At 63.9% G+C, this 19464-nt stretch carries 17 protein-coding genes; 8 read left to right on the top strand and 9 right to left on the bottom strand.

Annotation, left to right across the window (positions count from 1 at the left end; translation table 11 throughout):
* The first annotated feature begins 104 nt into the window (after nt 1-104).
* From GA645_RS18440 to rssC, 4 genes are all read left to right on the top strand, one after another.
* The gene (locus tag GA645_RS18440) at nt 105-821 is read left to right on the top strand and encodes a UTRA domain-containing protein (protein WP_152224430.1); all 717 of its coding nucleotides are present in this window, start codon (nt 105-107) and stop codon (nt 819-821) included.
* Between the two features lie 171 nt (nt 822-992).
* A complete protein-coding gene (locus GA645_RS18435) occupies nt 993-1697 on the top strand; it encodes a VacJ family lipoprotein (RefSeq protein WP_152224429.1) in 705 nt (234 codons plus the stop codon).
* A gap of 184 nt (nt 1698-1881) precedes the next feature.
* On the top strand, nt 1882-3066 hold the full coding sequence (gene rssB, locus GA645_RS18430; RefSeq protein ID WP_152224428.1) for a two-component system response regulator RssB: 1185 nt from the start codon (nt 1882-1884) through the stop codon (nt 3064-3066).
* Nucleotides 3063-3545, top strand: coding sequence for an anti-sigma factor antagonist RssC (gene rssC / locus GA645_RS18425; RefSeq protein ID WP_152224427.1), 483 nt, complete (start codon nt 3063-3065; stop codon nt 3543-3545). Before rssB ends, rssC begins: the two co-directional genes overlap by 4 nt.
* A gap of 61 nt (nt 3546-3606) precedes the next feature.
* Here the strand turns inward: rssC and tal are convergent, their stop codons facing one another.
* Together tal and dusA are read right to left on the bottom strand one after the other, a co-directional pair.
* Nucleotides 3607-4527: a transaldolase gene (gene tal / locus GA645_RS18420; RefSeq protein ID WP_152224426.1), complete on the bottom strand. Its 921-nt coding sequence runs from the start codon at nt 4525-4527 to the stop codon at nt 3607-3609.
* A gap of 62 nt (nt 4528-4589) precedes the next feature.
* On the bottom strand, nt 4590-5594 hold the full coding sequence (dusA, locus tag GA645_RS18415; protein ID WP_152224425.1) for a tRNA dihydrouridine(20/20a) synthase DusA: 1005 nt from the start codon (nt 5592-5594) through the stop codon (nt 4590-4592).
* Between the two features lie 266 nt (nt 5595-5860).
* Here dusA and GA645_RS18410 point away from each other — a divergent pair, with 266 nt between their 5' ends.
* Complete coding sequence (locus GA645_RS18410) at nt 5861-7420, top strand: methyl-accepting chemotaxis protein (protein WP_152224424.1); 1560 nt, start codon at nt 5861-5863, stop codon at nt 7418-7420.
* 98 nt (nt 7421-7518) lie between these two features.
* Here GA645_RS18410 and GA645_RS18405 read toward each other — a convergent pair whose 3' ends face one another.
* The 5 genes from GA645_RS18405 to puuE form a co-directional block, all read right to left on the bottom strand.
* A complete protein-coding gene (locus tag GA645_RS18405) occupies nt 7519-8865 on the bottom strand; it encodes a nucleobase:cation symporter-2 family protein (RefSeq protein ID WP_152224423.1) in 1347 nt (448 codons plus the stop codon).
* 453 nt (nt 8866-9318) lie between these two features.
* Entirely contained in the window at nt 9319-10641 is a 1323-nt protein-coding gene (locus tag GA645_RS18395; RefSeq protein ID WP_152224422.1) for a urate hydroxylase PuuD, read from the bottom strand.
* Nucleotides 10642-10693: 52 nt separating this feature from the next.
* Complete coding sequence (locus GA645_RS18390) at nt 10694-11200, bottom strand: ureidoglycolate lyase (protein ID WP_152224421.1); 507 nt, start codon at nt 11198-11200, stop codon at nt 10694-10696.
* A 67-nt stretch (nt 11201-11267) separates the two neighbouring features.
* Complete coding sequence (gene uraD, locus GA645_RS18385) at nt 11268-11783, bottom strand: 2-oxo-4-hydroxy-4-carboxy-5-ureidoimidazoline decarboxylase (RefSeq protein ID WP_152224420.1); 516 nt, start codon at nt 11781-11783, stop codon at nt 11268-11270.
* A complete protein-coding gene (gene puuE, locus GA645_RS18380) occupies nt 11780-12715 on the bottom strand; it encodes an allantoinase PuuE (RefSeq protein WP_152224419.1) in 936 nt (311 codons plus the stop codon). Before puuE ends, uraD begins: the two co-directional genes overlap by 4 nt.
* Before the next feature lie 410 nt (nt 12716-13125).
* Here puuE and uraH point away from each other — a divergent pair, with 410 nt between their 5' ends.
* Nucleotides 13126-13479, top strand: a complete 354-nt coding sequence (gene uraH / locus GA645_RS18375; RefSeq protein WP_152224418.1) for a hydroxyisourate hydrolase — start codon at nt 13126-13128, stop codon at nt 13477-13479.
* Between the two features lie 162 nt (nt 13480-13641).
* Nucleotides 13642-15438, top strand: coding sequence for an ATP-binding protein (locus GA645_RS18370; protein ID WP_152224417.1), 1797 nt, complete (start codon nt 13642-13644; stop codon nt 15436-15438).
* Nucleotides 15439-15529: 91 nt separating this feature from the next.
* On the opposite strand, the gene GA645_RS18365 is transcribed toward GA645_RS18370, so the two are convergent.
* Entirely contained in the window at nt 15530-16876 is a 1347-nt protein-coding gene (locus tag GA645_RS18365) for an NCS2 family permease (RefSeq protein WP_152224416.1), read from the bottom strand.
* A gap of 399 nt (nt 16877-17275) precedes the next feature.
* Here GA645_RS18365 and GA645_RS18360 point away from each other — a divergent pair, with 399 nt between their 5' ends.
* A complete protein-coding gene (locus tag GA645_RS18360) occupies nt 17276-18052 on the top strand; it encodes a GntR family transcriptional regulator (protein WP_152224415.1) in 777 nt (258 codons plus the stop codon).
* 128 nt (nt 18053-18180) lie between these two features.
* On the opposite strand, the gene lhgO is transcribed toward GA645_RS18360, so the two are convergent.
* The gene (lhgO, locus tag GA645_RS18355) at nt 18181-19374 is read right to left on the bottom strand and encodes an L-2-hydroxyglutarate oxidase (RefSeq protein WP_152224414.1); all 1194 of its coding nucleotides are present in this window, start codon (nt 19372-19374) and stop codon (nt 18181-18183) included.
* Nucleotides 19375-19464 lie beyond the last annotated feature (90 nt).

Genomic DNA, 19464 nt, shown 5'->3' with positions numbered 1-19464 from the left:
TTTCTAGTAATTGGTCTAGGCCAGGCTACCGGAGCAATGTGACGGTCCGATGAAGTGGAGGCGGCTGCCGTTATAATCGCCGCGCATTTTTCGGAGACAGCCGCATGACGGTCGAACCCATTCCCCACTACCTGCGCATCCGCGACCAGTTGGCCCGTGACGTCGCCGAGTCGATCCTGGGCCCGCGCCTGCCGCCCGAGCGTGAGCTGGCCGAGCGCTTCGGTTGCACCCGCGTGACCCTGCGCGAGGCGCTGCAACAGTTGGAGACCGAGGGGGTGCTGTATCGCGAGAACCGCCGTGGCTGGTTCGTCTCGCCGCCGCGGATTCGCTACAACCCGACGCGTACCACGGGGTTCATGGATTACGTCCAGGCCCAGGGACGTACGCCGCGCACCGAGGTGCTCGCGGCCGAGCGCTGCGTCGCCGGCCCGGCGCTGGCCCGGCGGATGGGGCTGGCGGATGACGCCGAGGTATTCCGGGTTCGGCGCCGTCGCTGGGTCGATGAGCGTCCGGTGATGCTGGAGGAGATCACCCTGGACGCCAGTTGGTGTCCCGGCCTGCTTGATGAAGCGCTGGACAGGTCCCTGACCGGGGTCCTGCGCGAGCGCCTGGGCCTGACGCTGTCGCGTTGCGAGCTGGCGATGCACCCCACGGCGCTGATCGAGCTCCAGGCCGCACCCTTGCAGCTGACCCCCGGCTCGCCGGGCCTGTATGTCGAGCGCAGCAATTACGTCGAAGATGGGCGGTTGGTTGAGTGGGATCAGGAGTTCTGGCGATCCGATGCACTTGAAATTGTCATTGACGCACGCTTCCCGGACTGAAGTGGCACTATGCTCTCAGCTGGAAAGGGGCGGATTACTCGTCGGAAGAGCCTGTTTCGAAGTCCGGCGAGGGCGCCTCTTGTCATCATGACACTCGCGGACCTATATAATCGGCCCGCGTAGCGGGTCCGCTCAGGCTGGCCCGGAATGACATTCACTGGAGAATTACCGATGCGCCCACTAGGCGTCCAATGGACGAAACGCTGCCTCAGCCTTCTCGCCGCTACCAGCCTGGCGACGATTCCTTTCCTGGCCCAGGCCGCGAGTGAGGATGACCCGTGGGAGAGCGTCAACCGCCCGATCTTCACCTTCAACGACACCATCGACACCTACGCGCTCAAGCCGCTGGCCCAGGGCTACCAGTACGTAACCCCGAACGTCGTACAGGATGGCGTGCACAACTTCTTCAACAACATCGGCGACGTGAAGAACCTGGTCAACGACCTGCTGCAGCTGAAAGTGCGTAATGCCGGCGTCGACACCAGCCGCCTGCTGTTCAACACCACCTTCGGCCTGGCCGGCTTCATCGACGTCGCCACCCACATGGGCCTGCGTCGCAATGACGAAGACTTCGGCCAGACCCTCGGCCATTACGGCGTGGGCAGTGGCCCCTACGTGATGCTGCCGCTGCTGGGCCCGAGCACCCTGCGCGATGCGCCGTCGCTGATTCCGGATACCTACACCGGCCCCTATCCGTACATCGACAATGTCGCGGTACGTAACAGCATTCACGGGGTGGATATCGTCGATACCCGCGCCGACCTGCTGAAGTCCGAGAAGCTGATCAGCGGCGACAAGTACACCTTCATCCGCAACGCCTACCTGCAGAACCGCGAGTTCAAGGTCAAGGACGGCAAGGTCGAAGACGACTTCTGATCCCAGCCCTCCGCCCCGCAGGCACTGGCCCCCGCGTCCGACAAGTCCGGTCGCGGGCGGCGCCCGCTTGAACCCTAGGGCGGATGGGAGTAGTGTCTGCGCCTTGTCGCACCCGACCCGCGCCGTTGTTCCCTTGAATGAGCGCCACCACCACTACCTCCGGCGCCGTTTGCCTGGATGACCCATGCACAAACCCAGTGCCTCGCTGCTGATCATCGATGACGACGACGTCGTTCGAGAAAGCCTCGCCGCCTACCTGGAAGACAGCGGATTCACCGTCCTGCAGGCCACCAATGGCCAGCAGGGCCTGCAGGTATTCCAGCACGAACTGCCGGACCTGGTGATCTGCGACCTGCGCATGCCGCAGATGGACGGCCTTGAGCTGATCCGCCGTGTCAGCGAAATGGCGGTGGAAACCCCGGTTATCGTGCTTTCCGGTGCCGGCGTCATGAGTGACGCGGTCGAAGCCCTGCGCCTGGGCGCCGCCGACTACCTGATCAAGCCGCTGGAAGATCTCGCCGTCCTGGAACACTCGGTTCGCCGCGCCCTGGACCGAGCCTACCTGCGTTCGGAAAACCGCCGCTACCGCGAGAAGCTCGAAACCGCCAACCGCGAGTTGCAGGCCAGCCTGAACCTGCTCCAGGAAGACCAGAACGCCGGTCGCCAGGTGCAGATGAACATGCTGCCGGAAACTCCGTGGGAGTCCGACGGCATGGCGTTTTCCCACCAAATCATCCCGTCGCTGTACCTGTCGGGTGATTTCGTCGATTACTTCCGTGTCGATGCCCGTCGCATAGTCTTCTATCTGGCGGACGTGTCCGGTCACGGCGCTTCTTCGGCGTTCGTCACCGTACTGCTGAAGTTCATGACCACGCGCCTGCTCTACGAGTCGCGGCGCAATGGCAGGCTGCCGGAGTTCAAGCCGTCCGACGTGCTCGCGCACATCAACCGCGGCCTGATCAACTGCAAGCTGGGCAAGCACGTGACCATGCTCGGTGGCGTGATCGACCTGGATACCGATCGCCTGACCTACAGCATCGGCGGCCACTTGCCGCTGCCGGTACTCTATGTCGATGGCGAAGCCCGCTACCTGGAAGGCCGTGGCCTGCCGGTAGGGCTGTTTGACGAAGCGAAGTACGAGGATCATGTCTTCGACCTGCCCAAGTCCTTCAGCCTTTCGCTGTTCTCCGATGGCATCCTCGATGTGCTGCCGGGAGCTACCCTGAAAGAAAAGGAGACGGCCCTGCCACAGCAGGTCGTCGCCGCCGGCGGAACGCTGGACGGCCTGCGCCAGGTCTTCGGACTGGCCAAGTTGTCCGAGATGCCGGATGATATTGCCTTGCTGGTGTTGAGCAGGAACCTTGCATGAGTACCGGTAAAATCCAGTTCGCCGAGCAGGATGGCTCATTTGTCCTGAAGTTCGTGGGCGAAGTCCGACTGACCCTGTGTTCGGCGCTGGATGCCACCATTGAAAAAATCTTCGCCGCGCTGAATTTCTCGGCGATCATCATTGATCTCACGGAAACCCAGAGCATCGATAGCACCACGCTGGGCCTGTTGGCCAAGCTGTCGATTCTGTCGAGGCAGAAGATCGGATTGTTGCCCACGCTGGTGACCACCAACCCGGACATCACCCGTCTGCTGCAGTCGATGGGCTTCGATCAGGTGTTCAACATCGTCGATCGTCCGATTCCGTGCACCGATTGCCTCACTGATCTGCCGCCGCAGGACCAGTCCGAGGACGTGGTGCGCAGCAAGGTGCTGGAAGCTCACCGCATCCTGATGGGGCTTAACGAGTCCAATCGCGAGGCTTTCCACGATCTGGTGAGCGCGCTCGAGCGTCACTGATTCAGTGATCCCCAAATGAAAACCGGCGCCCTGGGCGCCGGTTTGCGTTTGCGTGCGTGGCTTACAGGCTGGAGAGCAGCGCTTCGAGCTTTTCCTGGTCGCGGGCGAACAGGCGGATGCCTTCTGCCAGCTTCTCGGTGCCCATGGCATCTTCGTTCATCTGCCAGCGGAAGGTGCCTTCGTCCAGCACCTGGCGCGCTTCGCCGCCGCCTGCCTGCAGGGCGCGGGGCAGGTCGCCCTGGGTGTCGGCCAGTTGCTGCAGCAGGTCCGGGCTGATGGTCAGACGGTCACAGCCGGCCAATTGCTCGATCTGGCCGAGGTTGCGGAAGCTGGCGCCCATCACCACGGTCTCGTAGCCGTTGGCCTTGTAGTAGCGGTAGATGCGCGAGACGGACTGCACGCCCGGATCTTCGGCTCCGACGTAGTCGCGGCCGTTGGCCTTCTTGTACCAGTCGTAGATGCGCCCGACGAAGGGCGAGATCAGGAACACGCCGGCATCGGCGCAGGCGGCGGCCTGGGCAAAGGAGAACAGCAGGGTCAGGTTGGTCTGGATGCCCTCGCGCTCCAGTTGTTCGGCGGCGCGGATGCCTTCCCAGGTGGAGGCGATCTTGATCAGCACGCGCTCGCGGCCCACGCCATGCTCGTCGTACAGGCCGATCAGGCGGCGAGCGCGATCCAGGGTGGCTTCGGTATCGAAGGACAAGCGGGCGTCCACTTCGGTGGAAATTCGCCCCGGAATCACCCCGAGAATGTCCTTGCCCACGGCGACGGCAAAGCGGTCGCAGGCCAGGCCGGCATCCCCGCGGGCGCCTTCGGTGGCGCGGGCCAGGTGCTCGGTGTAGCGGGGCAGGGCGGCGGCTTTCAGCAGCAGTGAGGGGTTGGTGGTGGCATCCACCGGCTTCAGGCGGGCAATGGCGTCGAAATCGCCGGTATCAGCGACGACCGTGGTGTATTGCTTGAGTTGTTCGAGCTTGGAGGTCATGGCGAGTTTTCCGTTGAGGATGCATCGACCTTACCCGAGGCCGATGCGCCGCTCAACGGGACTCAGTGCCCCTTGAGAAGTTCGCCCGCCTGGTCGAGCAATGCCAGCGGATCGGCGGCCTTGTGCACGTCCACTGAAAGCAGCTGGCGGAAGCGTCGTGCGCCCGGGAATCCCTGGGCCAGGCCGAGGATGTGGCGGGTCACGTGATGCATCGCGCCACCCTCGGCGATGTGCCGCTCGATATAGGGGCGCAGGCTCGCCAGGGCGTCGGCGCGTCTGATCGCAGGCTCATCCGAGCCGTAGAGTGCAGCGTCCACCTGGGCCAGCAGATAGGGGTTGTGGTACGCCTCGCGGCCGAGCATCACGCCGTCGAACACCTGTAGGTGCTCGCGGCATTCCTCCAGGGTCTTGATGCCGCCATTGAGGATGATTTCCAGCTCCGGGAAATCACGTTTGACTTGCGCGGCGATGTCGTAGCGCAGCGGCGGAATCTCGCGGTTCTCCTTGGGCGACAGGCCTTCGAGAATGGCGATGCGCGCATGCACGGTGAAGCTGCGGCAGCCGGCGTCGCGTACCTGGCCGACGAAGTCGCACAGCTCCTCGTAGCTGTCGCGACCATTGATGCCGATGCGGTGCTTGACCGTCACCGGGATCGATACCGCGTCGCGCATCGCCTTCACGCAATCGGCCACCAGTGCCGGATGGCCCATCAGGCAGGCCCCGATCATGTTGTTCTGCACGCGGTCGCTGGGGCAGCCGACGTTCAGGTTGACCTCGTCGTAGCCGGCTGCCTCGGCCAGCTTCGCCGCCGCAGCCAGGTCCGCCGGATTGCTGCCGCCCAGTTGCAGCGCCAACGGGTGCTCGCACTCGTCGTGACGCAGGAAGCGCGCAGCGTCGCCATGCAGCAGTGCGCCGGTGGTGACCATCTCCGTGTAGAGCAGGGCGTGGCTGGAAAGCTGCCGTAGGAAGTACCTGCAGTGGCGATCTGTCCAATCCATCATCGGCGCCACGGAGAAGCGGCGGGAGGGCTCGGGGCGGGTTGCGGCGGTGGTTGCGGCAGTGGTCATCGGTGCGTCGTATCTGGCTTCGCAAGGGGCGCGAAGTCGCTCGCGCCGGCGGAAAAGGCCGATATTTTACCGGTCTTGCCAGTCGAGCGCACGGAAACCGGTGGGCGGTCGATGTGCGGGCCTGTCTTTAGTAGTGCCGTCTACCACTAAGGGACGATAGCCGTCGCCCGGCGCAGACGGCCTAATGGCGCTGACAAGAACAATCAGGGCTCCCGGTCGGTCTCCAGGACTGTCCGGCAGACGCCCGCCAGAAGAGAGTTGCCGCCATGGATATCGCGCGTCCGCGTATCGTCCTCATCCTTACCCTGCAGACTTGCGGCCTGGTGCTGCTGTTCATCGCCCAGGCGCTGGGCGGCTGGCCGCTGTCGTTGTGCCTGCTGCTGGCTGCGGCGCTGCTCTGGGTGCCCTGGTTCATCCGCCGGGGCACCGCGCCGGCCAGCGCACTGGCGGTATTGCCCGATGTCGCCGAGCTGACCCGCGAGCTGTCGCGGGGAACCAGCCGCAATGCCCTGTCCGCCGCCGGCGTGTCCTATTCGGTGCAGCGCCTGGCGGAGAAGCTCGAGTCCCAGTTGGTGGCCGCCGAGCAGATCGTCGGCAGCGCCGAGGTGATGATCCATACCGAGCGCGCCACCTCCAACCTGGCCCGCCAGGCGATGGATGCCGCCACCCGCGCGCGGGCCGGCAGCGACCTGGGGCGGGGCGAGTTGCAGTCGGCGATCGACTGCATGCACCAGCTCAGCGAGCGCGCCAACGCCAGCCGGGCGCTGATCGAGACGCTGAATGCGCGTAGCGAGGAGATTGCGCGGGTTACCCAGGTGATCCAGTCCATCGCCAGCCAGACCAACCTGCTGGCGCTCAATGCAGCCATCGAGGCGGCGCGCGCCGGCGAGCATGGGCGTGGCTTCGCGGTGGTGGCGGAGGAGGTTCGCGGGCTGGCCGGGCGTACGGCCGAGGCGACCGATGAAGTCGGGCAGATGGTCGAAGACATCCAGCGCCAGACCAGCGAGGTGGTGGAGCAGATTCGCCAGTTGGCTGATGACCTGGTTCAGGGGGTCGGCCAGGTGGAAGGCACCGGACGGCAATTGCAGGATATCGCCGGCCTGGCCGCCACCGTGGAAACCCAGATCACCGAGATCGCCGAAGGCGCGGAGATCAATCGCAGCCAGTTGGACAGCCTGTTCGCCGCCGTCGAGCAGGTGCGTGGCGACCTGCGTGTAAGCGACGAGCAGACCCACCGCCTGGCGGAAGCGGCGCTGCAACTGGAAACCCAGGCCGAGACGGTCAGCGAGCGGCTGGCCCAGGTCGCCCTGGACGATTACCACCAGCGTGCCTATGACCTGGCCCGGGAGGGGGCGCAGGCTATCGGCGCGCGCTTCGAGGCGGATCTGGACGCCGGTCGCGTCACCCTCGGTGACCTGTTCGACCGTAATTACCAACCGCTGCCCGGCACGCGTCCGCAGAAGTACCGCACGCGTTTCGACCGCTACACCGACGAGGTCCTGCCGCGCATTCAGGAAGACCTGCTACAGCGCCATGAAGGGCTGGTCTTCGCGATTGCCTGTACCGCCGAAGGCTACGTGCCGACCCACAACCAGGCGTTCAATCATCCGCCCAGCGGGGATGTCCAGGTCGACATGCTCAAGAGTCGCAGCAAGCGCATGTTCAATGACCGCACCGGCCTGCGCTGCGGCAGTCATAGCCAGCCGATGCTGCTGCAGACCTATTGCCGTGATACCGGCGAGCTGATGCATGACCTGTCGGTGCCGATCGTCGTCGGCGGGCGGCAGTGGGGTGGGCTGCGCCTGGGCTATCGCCCGGAGGCCTGATGACCGTGCCGGCAAGTCCGAGGCACTGACGAAAAAAGCCGCGCAGGAGTTAGGCGCGGCTTTGAAGCGGACGCTCGGGAAGCGTCCGCGAAAGGGACTCAGTGATGTCCGCAGAGGGCATCCCGGCCGTGTTCGCCGAGGATGTTGAACAGGATGTTCAGTACCACGGCCCAGATCGAGGTCATGGCAATGCCGCTATGGGTGATCGGTTCCATCCACTGGGGCAGGGCGGCGAAGAAGTCCGGACGCACGACCGGCACCATGCCCATGCCGATACTTACCGCGACCAGCAACTGGTTGCGGCGGTCGACGATGTCCGCTTCGTGAAGGATGCGGATGCCGCTGGCGGCGACCATGCCGAACATGGCGATGCCGGCACCGCCCAGCACGGCCGGCGGAATCGAGGCGACCAGGAAGGCGGCCTTGGGCAGCAGGCTCAGGATGATCAGGAAGACCGCGGCGGCTGCGGTGACATAGCGGCTGCGCACGCCGGTCATCTGCACCAGGCCGATGTTCTGGGCGAACGAGGAGTGGGTGAAGGTGTTCATGAAGCCGGCGAAGAGCGACGCGCTGGCGTCGCACATCAGGCCCCGGCGCAGGCGGTTGGGGCAGATCTCCGTTTCGGTGACCTTGCCCAGGGCGAGGAACATGCCGGTGGACTCGACGAAGATGATCACCACGACCAGGCACATGGACAGCACGGGAGCCAGGTGGAACTCCGGTACGCCGAAGTGCAGCGGGGAGACGACGTCGAACCAGGGGCGCTGTTCCATGCCGTCCAGGCTGACCATGCCCATGCTGGCGCCGATGATGTAGCCCAGCAGCATGCCGATCAGCACCGAGACGTTGACCCAGAAGCCGCGCAGGAAGCGGTTGATCAGCAGGATGACGGCGAGCACGAAGGACGACAGGGCGAGGTATTCGAGCGCGCCGAAGTTGGCCGCGCCTTCGCCGCCGCCCGCCCAGTTGATCGCTACCGGGAACAGGCACATGCCGATGGAGGTGATCACGGTGCCGGTCACCAGCGGCGGGAAGAAGCGCACGATGCGGCTCATGAACGGAGCGATGAGCATGCCGAAGAAGCCGGCGGCGATGGTGGCGCCGAAGATGCCGTTCAGGCCCACGCCGGGCATCCCGGCCATGGCGACCATGCTGCCGACGGCGGCGAAGCTGGCGCCCATCATCACCGGCATGCGGATGCCCACCGGGCCGATGCCCAGCGACTGCACCAGCGTGGCGATGCCGGCGACCAGCAGGTCGGCGTTGATGAGGAAGGCGATTTCTTCACGGGAGAGACCGGCGGCCTGGCCGACGATCAAGGGGACGGCGACCGCGCCGCCGTACATCAGGAGAACGTGCTGGAACCCGACCAGCAGCAGCTGCAGCAAGGGCAAACGCTGGTCGACAGGCGAGCCGGTATGGGAGCGCTCAGATACCACGGACATGCAACACCTCGGTTTTTATTGTTGTCAGTCGCTGGTTGCCGGACGGGCACGACAACCGGGAAGTACTGGCCGATCTCACCCCCGGGGCCGAGCGGGTGAAGCGGTGCGGAACTTTATACTTGCGATGTGTATTAGGTTCAATTGATTTTTGTATACAACTCTTCGGTCACGTTTCGTCTTGGTGGTGTCGTAAGGCTCTAGGCTGCGTGTGTACTGGCCTGCGGGGAAATGTAGCCATGCGTCGAATGGACTACATTTTTTGCTTCAGTGAGCCTTTGTGCCGGCGGAAAGCAATCGCGGACGGAGTCCGCTCCTACGCCAAGGTCTGGCATTTACGTAGGAGCGGACTCTGTCCGCGATCGGCCGGCGCGCGCACCGAAGGTGAGGCGGGCTTTTGTTCAGGCATAAAAAAACCGCACCCGAAGGTGCGGTTTCTCTGGCCGTGCCGCAGGCTCAATTAACCTGGGCGCCCTTGGCGATCCAGTCGCCAACGAGCTTGCGCTCGTCCGGGGTCATCTGGGTGATGTTGCCCAGCGGCATGACCTGCGAGGCTACGGCCTGCGCCTGGATTCGCGGAGCGAGCTGCTGGATCTGCTGCGGAGTGTCGAACATCACGCCAGCCGGCGCGGTGCTGAACATGTTGCTGGTCGGCTTGGCCGAGTGGCACACGGCGCAGCGCTGCTGGATCACGTGATGGACCTTGTCGAAGTCTGCATCGCTACCGGCAGCGGAGGTTTGCGCCTGGGCCTGTTCGGTCGCGGCAGGCTTGGCTGCTTCTTCCTTGGCGCGCTCGGTCGCGGTCTTGCCACCGATGGCGGTTTCCGGCAGCGGCTGGTACTCCACCTTCGCAGCCTGGGCGCTGGTGGCGCTGTCGCTGCTGGGGAAGTTCGGGCCGGTGACGAAAGCCAGGGCGATCATGCCGACAGCGCCGGCGGGCAGGGCCCAGGCCATGCCGTTGCCTTCGTGGCGTGTGTTGAAGTAGTGACGCACGATCACTGCCAGGCCCGCGATGCACGCCAGGATCAGCCAGTTGTAGTGGCTGCCGTAGGTGCTCGGGAAGTGGTTGCTGATCATGATGAACAGCACCGGCAGGGTGAAGTAGTTGTTGTGGCGCGAACGCAGCAGACCCTTGGCCGGCAGTACCGGATCGGGCTGGCGGTTTTCCTCGATGGCCTTAACCAGCGCGCGCTGGGCCGGCATGATCACGCGGAATACGTTGCCCACCATGATAGTGCCGATGATGGCGCCAACGTGCAGGTAGGCGCCGCGGCCGCTGAACACCTGGCTGAGCAGGTAGGCGGCGAGGACGATCAGGGCGAACAGGATGGCGCCGAGCAGGGCAGGGGTCTTGCCCAGCGGGGAGTCGCACAGGGTGCTGTAGATGAACCAGCCGGCGACCAGCGAGCCGATGCCGATGGCGATGGCGGCGGCCGGAGCCAGGTCACTGCCCGGAGCGATCAGGTACAGGGTCGGGTTCAGGTAGAACACGATGGTCAGCAGGCAGACGCCCGACAGCCAGGTGGAGTAGGCCTCCCACTTGAACCAGTGCAGGTTGTCCGGCATTTTCGGCGGGGCGAGCTTGTACTTCTCCAGGTGGTAGATACCGCCACCGTGGATCGCCCAGAGATCACCGGAGAGACCTTCACGCGGGTTGGCGCGGTTCAGGTTGTTCTCCAGCCAGACGAAGTAGAACGAGGCACCGATCCAGGCGATGCCGACGATCATGTGAATCCAGCGAACCAGCAGGTTCGCCCATTCGACGAGATGTGCTTCCATTGTTATTACCTCTTGCCCTTGCACTGCCGTGGCGGTGGCTGGGCCTCTCTTATTAGTTTGCTTGGGGGTCGAGGAGGAGCTGTTCGTCCTCGGTGAAGAAATGCTCGTCGCAGTTGTTGCCAGAACCGCTGCGATCGACCACCAGGAAGTCATCCCGCTTTTCGATCGTCAGCACCGGGTGGTGCCAGACGCCGCGGTGGTAATTGACGCCCTGCTTGCCGTTGGACAGGAAAGCGCGGGCGAGGCCCGATACAGGTACGTCGCCAACTGGCGCGACCACGATCAGAAATGGGTTGCCGAGCAGCGGAATGAACGCTTGGCTGCCCTGCGGATGGCGCTCCAGCATGCGGATGCGCAACGGCATCTCCAGGGATTCGGCGCTGAAGATGCTGATGATCGCCTTGTCATCGGGCTGCGCCGTTTCGACGGTGGCGAGCTTGTGATAACGGCGGGTGGAGCCGTTGTTGATCATGAAAAAGTCGCTGCCTTCGGTTTCGATGACATCACCGAACGGTGCGAAGGCTTCCTTGGTCAACGGCTCGATCTTCAGGGTACGCATGGCTGGCCTACTTATTCGTTGTTCGCATGGGCCCCTTCGCAGGGAAGGGGAGTGAAGGTCCGCTCGCTCAGAGTTGCTGCAGGCGGAACATCGCGATCTTGTTGATCTCCGCCAGGGCGGTCTGGAACTCCTGCTCCGGCGTGTTGTGGATGCGCTCTTCGAACGCAGCCAGGATCTGGTGGCGATTGCTGCCCTTCACCGCCTTGATGAAGGGGAAGCCGAACTTGGCCTTGTAGGCGTCGTTGAGTTCGGTGAAGCGGGCGAACTCTTCGGCGGTGCAGTCCTGGATGCCGGCGCCGGCCTGTTCGGCGGTGCTGGAGGCGGTCAGCTCGCCACGGATGGCGGCCTTGCCTGCCAGGTCCGGGTGCGCGTTGATCAGGGCCAGTTGCGCGTCGTGGCTGGCGGACAGGAGGATGTCGGCCATGCGCTGCTGCAGCAGTTCGATGTCGTTCAGGCTGTCGTCGACGCCCAGGTCATAGGCCTTCTCGGCAACCCAGGGGGAGTGCTCGTAGATGTCGGCGAAGGTGGCGACGAAGGCGGCGCGGTCGAGGCTGGCCGGGGTCAGGGTCTGGAAGCGGCTCATGCCTGGTTCTCCTGCGCTTTGAACGGGTGGTTCTCGTGCCAGTGCTTGGCGATGTCGACGCGGCGGGTGATCCACACTTTCTCGTGGCCCTTCACGTACTGGATGAAGCGCTCCAGCGCGGCCATGCGGGCCGGACGGCCGAGCAGGCGGCAGTGCATGCCGATGGAGAGCATCTTCGGTGCGCCTTCGGCACCTTCGGCGTAGAGCACGTCGAACGCGTCCTTGAGGTATTCGAAGAAGTCGTCGCCCTTGTTGAAGCCCTGCACCTGGGTGAAGCGCATGTCGTTGGTGTCCAGGGTGTAGGGGATCACCAGGTGCGGCTTCTCGGCGGTGCTCGCCGGGTCCCAGTAGGGCAGGTCGTCATCGTAGGTGTCGGAGTCGTAGAGGAAGTTGCCTTCCTCGCGCACGATGCGGCGAGTGTTCGGGCCCAGGCGGCCGGTGTACCAGCCCTGCGGGCGCTGGCCGGTCAGGTCGGTGAGGATGCGGACGGCTTCGAGCATGTGCTCGCGCTCCTGCGCCTCGTCCATGTACTGGTAGTCGATCCAGCGGTAGCCGTGGCTGCAGATCTCGTGACCGTCGGCGACCATCTGGCGGATTGCCTCGGGGTGGCGCTGGGCGGCCATGGCCACGGCGAAGATGGTCATTGGCAGGTCGTACTTCTTGAACAGCTTGAGCAGGCGCCATACGCCAGCGCGACTACCGTACTCGTACAGCGATTCCATGCACATGTTGCGCTCGCCCTTGAGCGGCTGCGCGGCCACCATTTCGGAGAGGAAGGCTTCGGACTCCTTGTCTCCGTGCAGGATGCAACGCTCGCCGCCTTCCTCGTAGTTGAGGACGAAGGACAGGGCGATGCGGGCATCGTTCGGCCAATGGGGGTGGGGAATGTTGTTGCCGTAACCGATCAGGTCGCGTGGGTAGTCGGCGCTCACTGCAGTGTTCCTTCTTGTGGTTGGCGGTCTGCGCGGAGTCGATGGACCGGGCGCTGCCGTTGATGGGTGCATTGTATACAAAATGTTTGGCTATCTGTAAATACAATCTGCACAACAGTCGTTTCACTTTCCTATAGATGCACGAATCGCCGGTTCAACCCCGTGTGGCCGCGTCTTTCGGTGGCTGCAGCCCAGTCGGCAGGCGTCTGGCACCCGCGTGCAGGGGGTGGTTGAAAGCGCCTTTTGCAAAGATGAATCACTTTTTTGTATACAATTGATCGCGTTGCTGGGTATATTCGGCTCCGCGCAAACGCACTTGCCGGCTGTCCATGCGACAGCCCGCCGAATTCGAATCAACAAGACAGAGGAGGAAGGTGTCCGCCGGCGACGCCGGAGACATCGAGAAGCCCATGGGACGCTTGACCACTCACGTACTGGATTCCGCCCACGGCTGCCCTGGCCATGGCATCAAGATCGAGCTGTACCGCGTCGAAGGCCAGCAGTTGGAGCTGATCGCCACCCGCGTTACCAATGACGACGGCCGTTGCGACGAGCCGCTGCTGCAGGGCGAGGACTTCCGCGCCGGCGTTTACCAGTTGCTGTTCAATGCCGGCGACTATTACCGCGCCCGTGGCGTCGAGTTGCCGAAGCCGGCGTTCCTCGACCAGGTCGTACTGCGTTTCGGCATTGCCTCCGAAGCCGACCACTACCACGTACCGCTGCTGATTTCCCCCTACAGCTACTCCACTTATCGCGGTAGCTAGTCTGCGCAAGACCTTCCCGGACTCTTCGTGGAGTCTTCCTCAGCCCGCCCACACTGCGGGCTTTTTTTTGCCCGCTGGAAAGCAAAATTGCGTGGGAGTCATGGGCACGCCCAGCGTAATTGGGCTAGAAGAAGTGGGGAAAAATCTGTTGTGAGGAGAGGTATGAGCAGGATTCTGATCGTCGATGAGCAACCGGTAACTCGTCATGCATTGCGGCTGATGATGGAAGCGGACAGGCATGAGGTCGTTGGCGAGGCGGACAACGGTCCCGACGCTTTGCTTCAGGTGCGCCAGTGCAGGCCGGACCTGATGATCCTCGAACTGTCGATTCCGCGGCTGGGTGGGTTGGAAGTCCTGCAGCGCCTGGTGGCCCAGGAGTCACCGGTGAAAGTACTGGTGCTGACCTCGCAGGATTCCCAATACTTTGCCGGACGCTGCCTGACCGCCGGGGCGGCCGGTTTCGTCAGCAAGCAGGAAGACCCGCAGGCCGTACGCGAAGCGGTGCGCGCCATCGCCCAGGGCCACAGCTATTTCCCCAGTCATGCGCTGGGCAGCGTCAGTGCGGCGGAGGAGGCCGGGCACGGTGAACTGCTCAAGGGGCTTTCGGTCCGTGAACTGAGCGTGCTGCAGCTGCTGGCGCGTGGTTTGAGCAATATTGCCATCGCCGACCAGCTGGCGATCAGCGACAAGACGGTGAGCACCTACAAGGTGCGCCTGATGCAGAAGCTGCAAGCCAAATCGCTGGTGGAACTGATCGACATCGGACGCCGGCATGGGTTGGTCGAGGGCGGTGCTGCTCCCGAAACGGATGATGTGGCGGCCGCGCTCACCGATGAGCAGCAGCGGGAGTTGGGCCAGCTGCGCCAGATGATTGACTCCTTGCCCTATCCCATGACCATCCGTGGCCTGGATGCGCGCGTGCTGTTTTGCAATCAGGCCGCGGTGGACCTCACGGGATTGAGGAGAGAGGACATCGTGGGCCACTTCGTCGGGGAGTTGGGTTTGTTACAGGATCCCCATGAAGCCGAGTTGATGCGCAAGAACCTGATTACCGCCATCAACGAGGGGCAACCCTACGAGCTCGACGTCGAGCTTCTGTCGACCAGGGGGCGGCGTGTGTTCCAGCACTGGGGGCGCCCCTATCGGGACGCGAACGGCCAGTTGCTCGGGGCGATCTGTGGGGCGTCCAATGTCACCGAGCGCGACGATCTGATCCGTGCGCTGCGCAATGCCAATGCGCAGATCGATTCCATCAGTCGCGGCAAGAGCCAGTTCCTCGCCAGCATGGGCAGCGAGTTGCAGGGGCCTTTGCAGAATATCGCGGCGATGATCGATCTGGCGCTCAACCAGAGCGATCCCGAACGTCGCCGTGAACCGCTGGGTGTTGCGCGCTCGCTGGCGAACAACCTGCTGCATGTACTCGATGACCTGCAGATGCTCAGCCGTGCGGAGTCCGGGCGGTTGCCGCTGACGCCGGAGGCGATCGACCTGCGCAGCTTGCTCGAGCGCAAGCTGGAAAAACTGCGCGAGCCGGCCAAGGCCAAGGGGCTTGAGGTACAGACAGACTTCGATCTGGCGTTGCAGACCCGTGTCTGGTGCGACCCGCACCCATTGCGCCTGGTGCTCGACAATCTGCTGAGCAATGCACTGAGGTTCACTGACCGTGGGGCTGTTGTCTTGCGCTTGCAGGCACGCGGGCAGGGGCAGGGCATGGTCGGCGTGCAGATCGATGTGGTCGATACCGGTGTCGGTATCCCCGAGGAAGATCAGGCCGGGCTGTTCGATCCCTTCACCCGGACGTTGGAAAGCCACCAGGTGCGCAAGGGGGGCAGCGGACTGGGGCTGGCGCTCTCGCGCAGCCTGGTGGAGGCGATGGGCGGTGAACTGCTGATGAACAGCCGGACAGGTGCCGGCACTGAGTTCACCATCCACCTGGAGCTGCCGACTGCGGAAGGCTGAGACGTCGGTGGCCACGTGCCAAATCCGTTGCTAGAAACGAAAGGCCCCGGCAATTGCCGGGGCCTTGGTTTTTGCAACGTGCGCAGCCTGTTCAGAGGAAGATGAACTTGGCCACGAAGATCGCGCACAGCGCATAGAGGCTGACGGTCACGTCCTTGTGGCGGCCGGTGAAGACCTTCATCGCGACGTAGGTCACGAAGCCCAGGGCGATACCGTCGGCGACCGAGAAGGTCAGCGGCATCATGATCACGGTGACGATGGCCGGGATGGTCTCGGTGTGCTCGTTCCAGTCGATGTGAGCCATGCCGCCCATCATCAGCATGGCGACGTAGATCAGCGCGCCGGCGGTAGCGTAGGCGGGGATCATGCCGGCCAGCGGGGCGAAGAACATCGCGGCGACGAACAGCACGCCTACCACCACGGCGGTCAGACCGGTACGGCCACCGGCGGCGACGCCCGCGGCGCTTTCCACGTAGCTGGTTACTGGCGGAACGCCCAGCACCGCGCCGAAGGCGCTGGAGGTGCTGTCGGCCTTCATCGCCTTGGACAGGTTCTCGATGCGGCCGTCTTCACGTACCAGGTGCGCGCGCTGGGCGACGCCCATCAGGGTGCCGGCGGTGTCGAACATGTGCACGAAGAGGAAGGCCAGGATCACGCTGATCATGGTCACGTTGAATGCGCCGGAAATGTCCATCGCCAGGAAGGTCGGCGCCAGGCTCGGGGGCATGGAGAACACGCCGCCGAACTGGACGATACCCAGGGCGATGCCGGCCACGGTGACGGTGAGGATGCTGATCAGGATGCCGCCGAACACGCGGCGGTATTCCAGCACCGCGATCATCAGGAAGCAGATCGCGGCGAGCAGCGGGCCGGGGCTGGTCAGGTCACCCAGGTGGACCAGGGTGGCGGGGCTGGCGACCACGATACCGGCGGTCTTCAGGCCGATCAGCCCGAGGAACAGGCCGACGCCGGCGCCCATGGCGAAGCGAAGGCTCACCGGGATGCTGTTGAGCAGCCATTCACGGATGCGCGAGAAGGTCAGGATCATGAAGGCGATGCCGGAGATGAACACCGCGCCCAGCGCGATCTCCCAGCTGTAGTTCATGGTCTTGACCACGGTGTAGGTGAAGAAGGCGTTGAGACCCATGCCCGGCGCCAGGCCCACCGGCCAGTTGGCGTACAGGCCCATCAGGAAGCAGCCCAGCGCCGCGGCAAGGCAAGTCGCGACGAACGCGGCACCGTGGTCGATACCGGCGTCGGCCATGATGTTGGGGTTGACGAAGATGATGTACGCCATGGTGATGAAGGTCGTGAGGCCCGCGGCGAGCTCGGTCTTCACGGTGGTGCCATGCTGGCTGAGCTTGAACAGACGTTCCAGCAGGCCGGTAGCAGGCGGGCTTGATGCAAAGGCTTGTTGTTCTTGTTTGGTGCTTTCCACAGCGGTACTCCTCAACGCTCTTGTTGTTGGTCCCTTTGCCGTCGGCTGGTTCACCTGCGTCCCTTGCGCTAACGGAAAGAGTTGTGAGGGTGTGATTAGTTGACCCTTTAGTCAGGAAGTCACGCCGCGATTATGCAGTTGTGTACAAAAACTTCAAATAATGTTTAGTGCCTGAGTGAAAGTTTTTTACAAGAAAAGGCTCGGAATGGTCTCAGGACAAGGTCGGACGCATCCGCTGGGTGGCGCGCCGTTGGCGTCAATCACTACTCGCTTGGGATGACTGCACGATAGTGGCCATTTTGTGTACACTGTTGCCCAATACCTGGCCGATGCCAGCTCTTCGCCAGCCCCTTCGGATTTCGCGCCGGCCCCACTCCGGCTGATCAAGGTTCGACACCAATGACCGACCAGTTGCAACAGATCAGGAAGCAGCCGCGCAATGGCAAGAGCCGCAGCGGCACTCAGGATGAAATCGTCTACGCGCACATCTTCGACGCGATCCTTGAGCAGCGCCTCGCGCCCGGCACCAAGCTGAGCGAAGAAGCCCTCGGGGAAATCTTCGGCGTCAGCCGCACCATCATCCGCCGCGCCCTGTCGCGCCTGGCCCATGAGCAGGTCGTGCTGCTGCGCCCGAACCGTGGCGCCGTGGTGGCCAGCCCGAGCATCGACGAAGCCCGGCAGATCCTCTTCGCCCGCCGCACCGTCGAGCGCGCAATCACCGAACTGGCCGTGGATAACGCCAGCGGCGAAACCCTTGCCGAACTGCGCGACATGGTGAAGCAAGAGCAGTCCAGCTTCGCCCGTGGCGACCGTGGTGCCGGCATCCGCCTCTCCGGCGAGTTTCACCTGAAGCTTGCCGAGATGGCGAAGAACGCTCCGCTGGTGGTCTTCCAGCGCAGCCTGGTGTCGCAGACCTCGCTGATCATCGCCCAGTACGAAAGCGGCGGTCGTTCGCACTGCTCGTTCGACGAGCACAACGAGATCCTCGACGCCATCGAGAAGGGCGACAAGGAAAAGGCCGTGACCCTGATGATGCACCACATGGCGCACATCGATGACAAGCTGAACCTGGACGTGGACGGCGCCTCCGGCGACCTGCACGCGGTGTTCTCGCACCTGCTGGCCGGCAAGAAGAAGCCGCGCCGCAGCAAGGCGGATGCCGATTCGGCGGCCTGATCGGCGAGTTTGAAAAAGCCCCGCGATTGCGGGGCTTTTTCGTTTCTGCCTGGTTCGCCGATCTCTGTAGGAGCGGGCCATGCCCGCGATCGCGCCCATGGGGCGCTCCTACAGGGGGCGGAGCCGCGTCAGGCCTGCTTCAGTAGCCGCTTGGCAATCATCTCGCCAATGGGGATTGCCGACGTGGCGGCGGGCGAGGGCGCGTTGCACACGTGCAGCATGCGCGGCGTTTCCAGGAACAGGAAATCGTGCACCAGCGTGCCGTCGCGCAGTACCGCCTGGGCGCGGATGCCGGCTTCCATCGGTTGCAGGTCATCCAGTTGCAGGGATGGGCAATACTTGCGGCACTGCTCCAGGTAGCCAGCCTTGAACAGCGAGTTCTTCATCTCAGCCAGCCCTGAGCGCAGGTTGGCGCCGATGGTTTTCCAGAAGCCGGGGAAGCGCGCGTATTCCGCCACATCGGCAAGGTTAGTGGAGAACTTCGGATAACCCTCGCGGGCAAAGCCAAGCACCGCGTTGGGGCCGACCGTGACGCTGCCGTCGATCATCCGCGTGAGGTGGATACCGAGGAAGGGCAGCGCAGGATCGGGGATCGGGTAGATCAGGTGGCGGACGATGTCGTTCCTGCTCGCCGGCAGCCGGTAGTACTCGCCGCGGAACGGAATGATCCGGTGCTGCACCTCGATCCCCGCCAGGCGCGCCAGACGGTCGGATTGCAGGCCGGCGCAGACCACCAGCTGACGCGCCTTCCAGGTTTGTTCGCCGCTACGGATCAGCACATCATCGCCGCCCTCGCGGATTGCATCGACCTTCACTTCCAGGCGCACCTCGCCGCCGGCGCGCTCGATCACCGAGGCCATCGCGTGGCAGACCTGGCGGTAGTCGAGGATGCCGGTACTGGAGACGAACAGCCCGCCCTGGCCGACGATGTTCGGCTCGCGTTCGCGCATCTCGCCGGCCTCCACGCGCTTGACGTCCAGGCCATTGAGCCTGGAACGCTCCAGCAGTGTTTCCATGCGCTGCAGTTCCAGCGCATTGGACGCCACCAGCAGCTTGCCGCAGACGTCGTAAGGGATGCCGTGCTCGTCGCAGAAGTCCTTGGTGGCCTGGGCGCCGCGCTTGCACAGGTCGGCCTTCAGGCTGCCGGGCGTGTAGTAGATGCCAGCGTGGATCACGCCGCTGTTGTGGCCGGTCTGGTGGCGGGCAAGGCTGTTTTCCTTCTCCAGCAGGAGCAAGGATGCGCCGGGGCGTAGTTGCAGCAGCCGCATGGCCGTGGCCAGGCCGACGATGCCGCCGCCGATGATGCAGAAGTCGTAGGTCATTGCGCCTGCCGTGAGCCTGATTCGATGGCCCACAGCGTGGCTGAGTGTGGCCCGTCAGGCAATTGCTCTTCCAGTCGTGGAGGGGCGGAC

Source organism: Pseudomonas sp. SCB32 (assembly GCF_009189165.1).
Taxonomy (GTDB): Bacteria; Pseudomonadota; Gammaproteobacteria; order Pseudomonadales; family Pseudomonadaceae; genus Pseudomonas.
The sequence above is the reverse complement of the archived record's forward strand: the minus strand, read 5'-3'. Positions and strand labels throughout refer to the sequence as shown.